Annotated in this window: 3 protein-coding genes; all 3 read left to right on the forward strand. The window is 35.4% G+C overall.

The genetic code is table 11. From position 1 onward, the window contains the following. Positions 1-41: 41 nt before the first annotated feature. Positions 42-401, forward strand: coding sequence for an SAG1252 family conjugative relaxosome accessory protein (locus D8837_RS09225; RefSeq protein ID WP_125456870.1), 360 nt, complete (start codon positions 42-44; stop codon positions 399-401). 9 nt (positions 402-410) lie between these two features. Beyond that, entirely contained in the window at positions 411-776 is a 366-nt protein-coding gene (locus tag D8837_RS09230; RefSeq protein WP_125456871.1) for a MobC family plasmid mobilization relaxosome protein, read from the forward strand. Further along, a partial coding sequence (locus D8837_RS09235) for a relaxase/mobilization nuclease domain-containing protein (RefSeq protein WP_185755704.1) occupies positions 763-1,581 on the forward strand: 819 nt, incomplete at its 3' end. The genes D8837_RS09230 and D8837_RS09235, both read left to right, overlap by 14 nt.

The following is a 1,581-nucleotide window of genomic DNA, read 5'->3' on the forward strand; positions in this document are numbered from 1 at the left end:
CTGACACTGTCAGACAAGTAGAATATTGAAGGGATATCAGAATGGGACAAGAAATTAAGTCAATCCGAAAGCAATTTAGAATTACGAGACAAGAAGAAAAACAGATAAAAGAAATGATGAGGGAACAAAAAGTGGATATTTTCTCAGAATTTCTTCGTCAAAATTTATTGAAAAAGAATTATCAGGATAGAATTTTTGAAAGTTGGTTCTCCCTTTGGCAGTCTCAAAAGTTTGAACAGATTAGTCGAGATGTGTATGAAGTTCTGGTTGTCGCAAGAGAAAATCATCAAGTGACTCAAGAGCACGTCTCAATCTTATTGACTTGCGTTCAAGAATTGATTGCAGAAGTGAATCAAGTGCAGCCACTCAGTCGTGAGTTCCGTGAAAAATATATGGGTTAGGAGGATGTAATGGTTTATCGCTATCGTACCAATCTCAAAAAAGTATTTCTAACTGATCCAGAATTACACCAATTGAATGAACGGATTGCTAAGAGCAATTGTCAAAATTTCTCAGTCTATGCCAGAAAAGTGTTACTTAATCCCAATATGGCTTTTGTCACAATTAACACGGATACCTATGAACAGTTAGTGTTTGAATTGAGACGGATTGGAAATAACATCAATCAAATTGCGCGTGCGATTAATCAAAGCCATTTGATTTCTCAGGACCAATTACAAGAATTTAGTAAAGGAGTCGGAGAGTTAATTAAGGAAGTGGATAGAGAATTTCAAGTGGAAGTGAAAAAATTGAAGGAGTTTTATGGTAGTCACTAAACATTTTGCGACACATGGTAAAAAATATCGTAGGCGTTTGATTAAGTATATCCTCAATCCCTATAAAACAGATGATTTGAAATTGGTATCTGATTTTGGAATGAGCAATTACTTGGACTTCCCTAGTCATGCAGAAATGGTAGAGATGTACAATGTCAACTTCACCAATAATGACAAGTTGTACGAATCCAGAAACGACCGACAAGAAAAACACCAACAAACTATTCATGCTCATCACCTCATTCAATCATTTTCTCCTGAAGATAATCTGACACCTGAAGAAATTAACCGCATTGGTTATGAGACCATGATGGAATTGACAGGAGGTCGTTTTAAGTTTATCGTAGCAACTCACACAGACAAAGATCATGTTCATAATCACATCCTAATCAACGCTATTGACCGCAATTCAGATAAAAAGTTGATATGGAACTATGCCTTGGAACGAAACCTCCGTATGATTTCAGACCGTATTTCTAAAGTGGCTGGTGCAAAAATTATTGAGAAACGTTATTCCTATCGAAATTATAAAAAATATAGGGAATCTAGTCATAAGTTTGAATTGAAACAACGTCTTTATTTTTTGCTGCAGCAATCTAAATCGTTTGATGATTTTTTAGAGAAAGCAAGGCAGTTGCATGTTCAGATTGATTTTAGTCAAAAGCATAGCCGTTTTTTGATGACAGATAGAACGATGATAAAACCAATTCGAGGACGCCAACTCAGCAAACGAGATCTATATGATGAAGAATTTTTTAGAACGCATTTTGCTAAGCAAGAGATTGAAAGTCGTTTAGAATTTTTG

The sequence above is a fragment of the Streptococcus mitis genome (assembly GCF_003942965.1).
GTDB classification, from domain to species: Bacteria; Bacillota; Bacilli; order Lactobacillales; family Streptococcaceae; genus Streptococcus; species Streptococcus mitis_BH.